This window comes from Pseudarthrobacter linnaei, from assembly GCF_055412825.1.
The window spans coordinates 1-6,029 of the sequence record NZ_JBVAYX010000054.1 but is presented as its reverse complement, the minus strand read 5'-3'; the positions used below and the strand labels follow the sequence as shown (position 1 = coordinate 6,029).

At 63.8% G+C, this 6,029-nt stretch carries 5 protein-coding genes, 1 pseudogene and 1 riboswitch; of the genes and pseudogenes, 2 read left to right on the top strand and 4 right to left on the bottom strand.

Annotated features, from left to right (window positions below; all coding sequences use genetic code 11):
- Positions 1–87: 87 nt before the first annotated feature.
- Positions 88–222, top strand: a pseudogene (locus ACZYZ3_RS20305) (transposase); the annotation flags it as partial.
- Positions 223–912: 690 nt separating this feature from the next.
- On the opposite strand, the gene ACZYZ3_RS20300 reads toward ACZYZ3_RS20305, so the two are convergent.
- Complete coding sequence (locus tag ACZYZ3_RS20300; protein ID WP_463965575.1) at positions 913–1,494, bottom strand: recombinase family protein; 582 nt, start codon at positions 1,492–1,494, stop codon at positions 913–915.
- A 524-nt stretch (positions 1,495–2,018) separates the two neighbouring features.
- Positions 2,019–2,193, top strand: a riboswitch (cyclic di-AMP (ydaO/yuaA leader).
- Positions 2,194–2,330: 137 nt separating this feature from the next.
- Between ACZYZ3_RS20300 and ACZYZ3_RS20295 the strand changes: the two genes are divergently transcribed.
- A complete protein-coding gene (locus tag ACZYZ3_RS20295) occupies positions 2,331–3,002 on the top strand; it encodes a M23 family metallopeptidase (protein WP_463965574.1) in 672 nt (223 codons plus the stop codon).
- Between the two features lie 523 nt (positions 3,003–3,525).
- Here ACZYZ3_RS20295 and ACZYZ3_RS20290 read toward each other — a convergent pair.
- The 3 genes from ACZYZ3_RS20290 to ACZYZ3_RS20280 form a co-directional block, all read right to left on the bottom strand.
- On the bottom strand, positions 3,526–5,022 hold the full coding sequence (locus ACZYZ3_RS20290) for a multicopper oxidase family protein (RefSeq protein WP_463965573.1): 1,497 nt from the start codon (positions 5,020–5,022) through the stop codon (positions 3,526–3,528).
- Positions 5,022–5,294: an SHOCT domain-containing protein gene (locus tag ACZYZ3_RS20285; protein WP_463965570.1), complete on the bottom strand. Its 273-nt coding sequence runs from the start codon at positions 5,292–5,294 to the stop codon at positions 5,022–5,024. Before ACZYZ3_RS20285 ends, ACZYZ3_RS20290 begins: the two co-directional genes overlap by 1 nt.
- Positions 5,295–5,447: 153 nt before the next feature.
- The coding region (locus tag ACZYZ3_RS20280) for a F510_1955 family glycosylhydrolase (RefSeq protein WP_463965572.1) at positions 5,448–6,029 on the bottom strand (582 nt) is incomplete at its 5' end.

The following is a 6,029-nucleotide window of genomic DNA, read 5'->3' as shown; positions in this document are numbered from 1 at the left end:
CTTCCGTGATGCGGTCATGCTGATCTCTACTTTCGGTAGACCCCCATTTTAAGGGGGCCCACTGTCCGAGATCTCCGCGGCAGCCCACACCCATATGTGTTCCTCGACGCCATCTACTGCAAGGCCCGCATCGGGCACCGCGTCGTGTCGCAGGGGATCGTGGTCGCCTTCGGCGTGGCCGCGGACGGGCGCCGGCAAGTTCTGGGTTTCGACGTCGGTGACCCGGCGGGGTCGGCCGCCAAGGTCCTTCCCAGCTTCTCTGCGTTTGCTGAGGGAGTCGGTGACGCGTTCGCGCTTGATCTCGTGATCTATTTGCGCGAGAGCGGCCATGACCGTGAACAGCATCGACCCCATGTGTGTTGTCGTGTCGACGTCGCCACCGCCGAGGCTTAATTCCCTTCGTCGTTGAACTCTGCGGCGAGTACGTGATCGAGTTGGGGGAGGACGTGTTGGCCTTCCTAGCCAGGGATCTGCCAGGGCGACCGGTTCTTCAGAGGGTCTACAACCTATTTGCCAATGAGAATACCCAGTTCATCAGCCTTACAGAACAGAGGGCTGCCAGCTATTAGCTGGATGATTACCGACCCGAGATGAGTATCCCCAGTTGGTGGCCTGAAGACTCTGGCACTCTTGTCTGGCTGATCCGGCCGTCTGTCGGTCGGGTCGTCTCCCCAAGTATCTCAAATACGATCGATTACTGAGACGGTGGTGCGGCTTGTCGGGGCGCGTTAGGACCACCGAGGATGTCGTTTTCAGAAGTCGTCTGCACTCGCTCCCGCGGAATTCCGGGGTAGTGCAGGCGAGTACGGACATGGAGATGTCACAAGTCCCCTGCACGGAATTGCATTCCGCTCAATAGTCCTCTGCACCAACCGTCACTTTTCAGAAGTCGCCTGCACCAAACAGCAGCGACTATTGCGTCGAAGGCGCCGTCGCGCCTGCTGCCGGGACCCACCGGTAGAGCGTCGGGACGGAGACGCCGAGGCTCGTGGCCACTTCCCGGGGCGGTGTTCCCTGGTTGAGTAGTTTGCGGGCTGAGCGGATCTTGGCTTCCGTCATGATGCGTTTGCGGCCGCCGACCCGTCCCTGTTCGCGCGCGGCCAGCAGCCCGGCTTGGGTGCGTTCGACCATGAGCTCCCGTTCCATCTGGGCCAGGGATGCCATCACGTTGAAGAAAAAGCGCCCGGAAGCCGTGGTGGTATCGATCGCGTCGGTGAGGCTGACGAAGCCTACCCCGCGGTTGTTTAGGCCGCCGGCGAAGTCCAGGAGGTCTTTCACGCTCCGGCCCAGGCGGTCTAGCTTCCACACCACCAGGGTGTCACCGTCGCGCAGGGTGTCCAGCGCCTGGTCGAGTCCGGGGCGGTGAGACTTGGTGCCGCTGATCGTGTCTTCGTAGATTTTGTCGCATCCGGCCTTCTTTAGGGCGTCGATCTGCAAGCCCAGGTTCTGGTCCCGGGTGGAGACTCGGGCGTAGCCGATGCGGTGTGCTGTCACGGGGTGTTCTCTTCTCAAAACTCAGTCCGGTGCGTTGGTTCGACTGTACCGTTTTGAGAACTATTTGTGAGAACGACCGGCCCTGAGCTCGGGTTTTCGTCTCAACGGCGGTTTTCCGCAGAAAGATGCCCGTTTGCAACAGCTCGCTGGGAACGCCGCGATTTTCAAATCAACCTGTTCTTGAAATCCTTCGTTTGCGAGAGCCGTCGGGCGGGTCGGCTGGTCCGGTGGGCGTTCCTCAGTTGGACCGGCTTGTAGCCATGGCTTTTTCGACGTCCGCGCGACAGCAGTCCGCGCCAAGCAGCCCTGAGTCAATCCTGCCAAATACGACTGTTTCCGCTACAAACCATCAGGCGCGTTCAAAAGCCGGCGCCCAAGCGCAGACTCACGGGGCGCTGGCTCCCTGCGGTGATCGACGCCGGTCAAATATAACGAATTTGTAACTTATGCGAACCGTTCGCTACGCTTGAAGAAACATACCCTCAACGGGTATGGATACGACCGCTTCGCCAAACCCCGCCGGCGGTCAGTGACCTTTGATCTCTTCAAGGCGGGGGCGGAGGACCCACTTACGGTGTGCCATGATGCGCCTGGGGTGAAGCCGACCCTGCGACCGCGCGTTGAACGCGACCCGCAGAGCGGCCGGACAGTCCACTCGTCCGAATCCGACAGCTAACTTCGCCGGCGTCGAGAGGACCACTATCTTGTCTGCCCAGCCCAGCCACGGCCGTCGCCGTGCCGTTCCCGACTCCAAACCCCGCCGCGTTCCATTTTTACAGGAGCCGACATTCCGGCTCCGCAGCCAACAACTGGGTGTCGCGGCCGCCGTGACGGGGATGATTGCCCTCACTGCACTTTCGGCCGCCCACGCGGATCCGGGTGCCCATTCCACGTCCCAGGACCGGGCCGCCGCAACCGCAGCTTCCCCCGTGGAAGCCGCCGTCTCGGCAGCGCCCGGCGCGGTCCTGATCTTCGACAAGCCGGCAGTGACCTCCCAGCCCGCTCCTGCACCGGCTGCGCGGGAACGGCCCGCGGGAACGGTCCCGGCGCCTGTAGTCCCTGCGGGCTCAAGTGTGGACGCTGCCACAGCGGCCGGGCCGAAGGGCTTGCGGGCACCGCTGGCATCGATGAAGGTCAGTTCCCCCTTCGGGTTGAGGGTCAGCCCCATCACCGGGGCAGCCAGCGAAATGCACACAGGTATCGATCTGACCGGAGCGTGCGCGACGCCGGTTTTCGCTGCCGGCGCCGGTACGGTGACCGAGGCCGGCTGGAGTCCGTATGGCGGAGGAAACCGGATTGTCATCGACCACGGGAATAGTATGAAAACCACCTATAACCACTTGGCTAGCATCGGTGTTTCCGTCAGGCAAGTCCTGGCGCAGGGGCAGCAGATCGCTGGGGTCGGTACGACAGGTGCCTCTACGGGCTGCCATCTCCATTTCGAGGTCATGGTCGACGGACAGACCGTCGATCCGGCATCCTTCATTGCCCAAGCCCCAAGGCGATAGATCGACGACTGATCGTGCCAACAAACGGTCCTCGATGAAAACCCGCTCATGTCTCGAGAGGGACCGCCGGGAGCCCTTGCTAGGGAAATAGGAAGGGGCCGGGGAGGACCAGCGTGGCTCGGTATATGTCCGCCCACTCCCGCGGCATCACGGTACCGGGATTCGTTCAAGAGCCGTGTGCCGATCTTGCGGAGGACGATGGCTTCTTGCGACAGGCATGACTTCCTGCGGTTCGGCATCGTCGGCCCAGCGGGACCGGGGCTGTGATGGGTCTGCGGTCCGATGTTTCGTTCAGGCGGATACCGTTCGGGCCGTCCTGGTGGGCTCCGTTCAGACTGACATTTTTACCTGTTTATGGCGGTTTGAGTGGGGACCGGTTCTGCAGTCTGAGTTGGGCCCACTTCGCGGCTCGCCGGTGATGAATCGCAGTTTTCCGTTGAGCCCATCCCACGGTTGATTCCATCAGAGGTTGTTCCCAACGGTGGAAGGCAGTGATGGCATCAGGGTGGGCCGATGCGACTTCTCACCGGACTTCGATGGCACCCATCATGCCGAGGTCCTCGTGGTCCAGGATGTGGCAGTGGTAGGCCGAGCGGCCGCGGAAGTCCTTGAAAGCCACCCTGACTTTCACACGGCCGTTGGCGGGTACGTTCACCACATCCTGCCAGATGGGGGTGTTCGTCCCTTGGCCGTTTTCCTCGATGATTTGCATCGGCCAGACATGCAGGTGGAACGGGTGATCCATGGGACTGGTGTTGATCAGCGTCCATTCCTCCACATCCCCGGCCGCGACCGTTGTGTCTGTCCTGGCCTCGTTGAACTCCCTGCCGTTGATGGTGAAACGCATCATGCCCCCGCCCCCGCCCCCGCCCCCGCCTTCGCCCATGCCGATGCCGATGCCCATGCCGGCGTCCAGGACGATCTGACGGCGGGCCGCGACGGCGGCTGACCGAAGGTCGCCCAGCCCCTGTTGAGCAGGCACGGCCGTCAGGGCTGCGACCGGTTCGCCGGCTACCCGGAGGGTGGCCAGTGCGGCGCCGTCCGGCTGATCTGCAGGGTTGCGCGCTCCGGACCCCGTCCCCATCATTCCCGGCATGCTTCCCCGGCTCTGGTAGAGCGCGCGCAGCACGGAGTCCCCGGCCGTGGTGGTCACGAGGAGGTCCGCCCGGTTTCCCGGCGTCAGGAGAAGTTCATCCACGCTCTTGGGTGTCGGGAAGCGGCCGGAGTCCATGCCGAGGAGCTGGAGCTGCTGTCCATCGAGTCGTAGGCGGAGGTAGCGGGACACGCACGTGTTGATGATGCGCCACCGTTCGCGTTGTCCGGGGCGGGCGCTGAATTGCGGGTTGCTTTGACCGTTGACGAGGATCAGTTCACCCTCCCGGCCCATCATTCGTTCCATTGCCGGGACTTCCGGGATGTTCCCCAGGCCGTCCAGGGTGGTGTCCGAAATGACCAGTACCCGTTCCGCACTTGCCTCGATGGGTTCAGGGTCCTCGACGATGATTGCTCCGAAGAGCCCGGCGAAGATCTGATCGGCGACCATGCCGTGGTGGTGGGGGTGATACCAGTACACGCCCGGGGGATGGTCCTCGGGAAGTTTGTATTCGTAGTCGAAGGTGCCGCCGGGGTCCACCGAGACGAAGACGTTGTCCCCGTTGCCCTCCGGGGAAACGTGGAGGCCGTGCACGTGCAGGTTGGTGGCCTGGGTCAGCTTGTTGACGAGCCCGATCTTCAGGACGTCCCCGGCGCGTACGCGCAGTGTCGGGCCGGGGATGCCGCCGTTGTAGCCAAGGGCCGCGGCCTGACGGCCTGCCAGCAGTATCTGTCCGGGTGCGGCTTCGAGCCGTACCTTCAGCTGGCCGTTGGTGCTCCGTTCCTCCGGAGGCTGGGTCAGTTCGCCTCCCGTAACGGGAGTCGTCTGCGAGGTCAGGGTCCAGATCAGCCCGGCACCGCCAGCCGCTGTCCCCGCAATGCCGAGCCCTCCCAGCAGCACCGCCTGGCGGCGGCTGATGGGCTTCACTACGGGCCCTCACCGAGCACTTTGAGGTGTTCGCGGTATTGGTCTGCGGTGAGTTCTCCTCTCGCAAAGCGTTCGTCGAGGATCTGGCGGGCCCTGCTCCCTCCGGCAGGCGGCGGCCCGCCTGGCCCCGGGGGGCCCGGAGGTCCGTATCCATTACGGACGCCGCCGCCAAAGACTCTGACGGCCAGTAACACCAGCAGCGCGATCCCAATGAGTAGCAGAGGAATCCAGAGCCACATCCATCCCATGCCTTGTCCGTAACCCCACATCATGATTTGTGCCTTCCCTTCAAAGAATTATTCCGAGTCTTCGCGCGGCCTCGGCTGACAGCTAGAGTCCGAGGTCCCGGTCCACTCGGGCCGGTTTTCTACGCACCGCAACCGTCGGTGGTAGGCCTCGGCGCAGATCCTGCAGGGCTCGTGTGGTTAGGAGGCGTCGGCGGGACGGAACGTGACTCCGCCGTCGGTGGAGATGACGACCCCGCTGGCCGTGGCGGCCCAGATCGACGGGTCGGCCTGCGGGCCTTTCACTGCCGCGACAGCCTGGACCGTGCCGTCGATTTTGCCCTTTCGGGTCCAGGTCGCGCCGGTATCTGCCGAGGTGTGGACGGTCCCGTCGGGTTCGACTCCGACCGCCTCGGCGGGGCTGGCGAAAGCGGCGAACTGGACCACTGGTCCGGAGTCCACCGTGTTCCAGGTTTTACCGCCGTCCGTTGAGCGGTGGATCCCCTGTGGGGTGGTTGCCAGGACAGTGTCGCTGGTGGGGTTCCCGGCAAGGATGGCCGGGACGAAATCCACGGCCGCCGCGGTCCAGTTTTTCCCGTCCGGGCTGGTGCGCAGTGCGCCGTCGAAGCCGACAATTCCGGATTTGGTCGCGGTGAGCGCGTGGAAGTCGGATTCGCCCTGACGGGAGAGCGTTTCCCAGGTCTTACCCGCGTCGGTGGATCTGATCAACCCGAGCGGGTTGGCCAGGTCGGAGCCTTCCCCGGGGTGTCCGGAAGCGTAGAG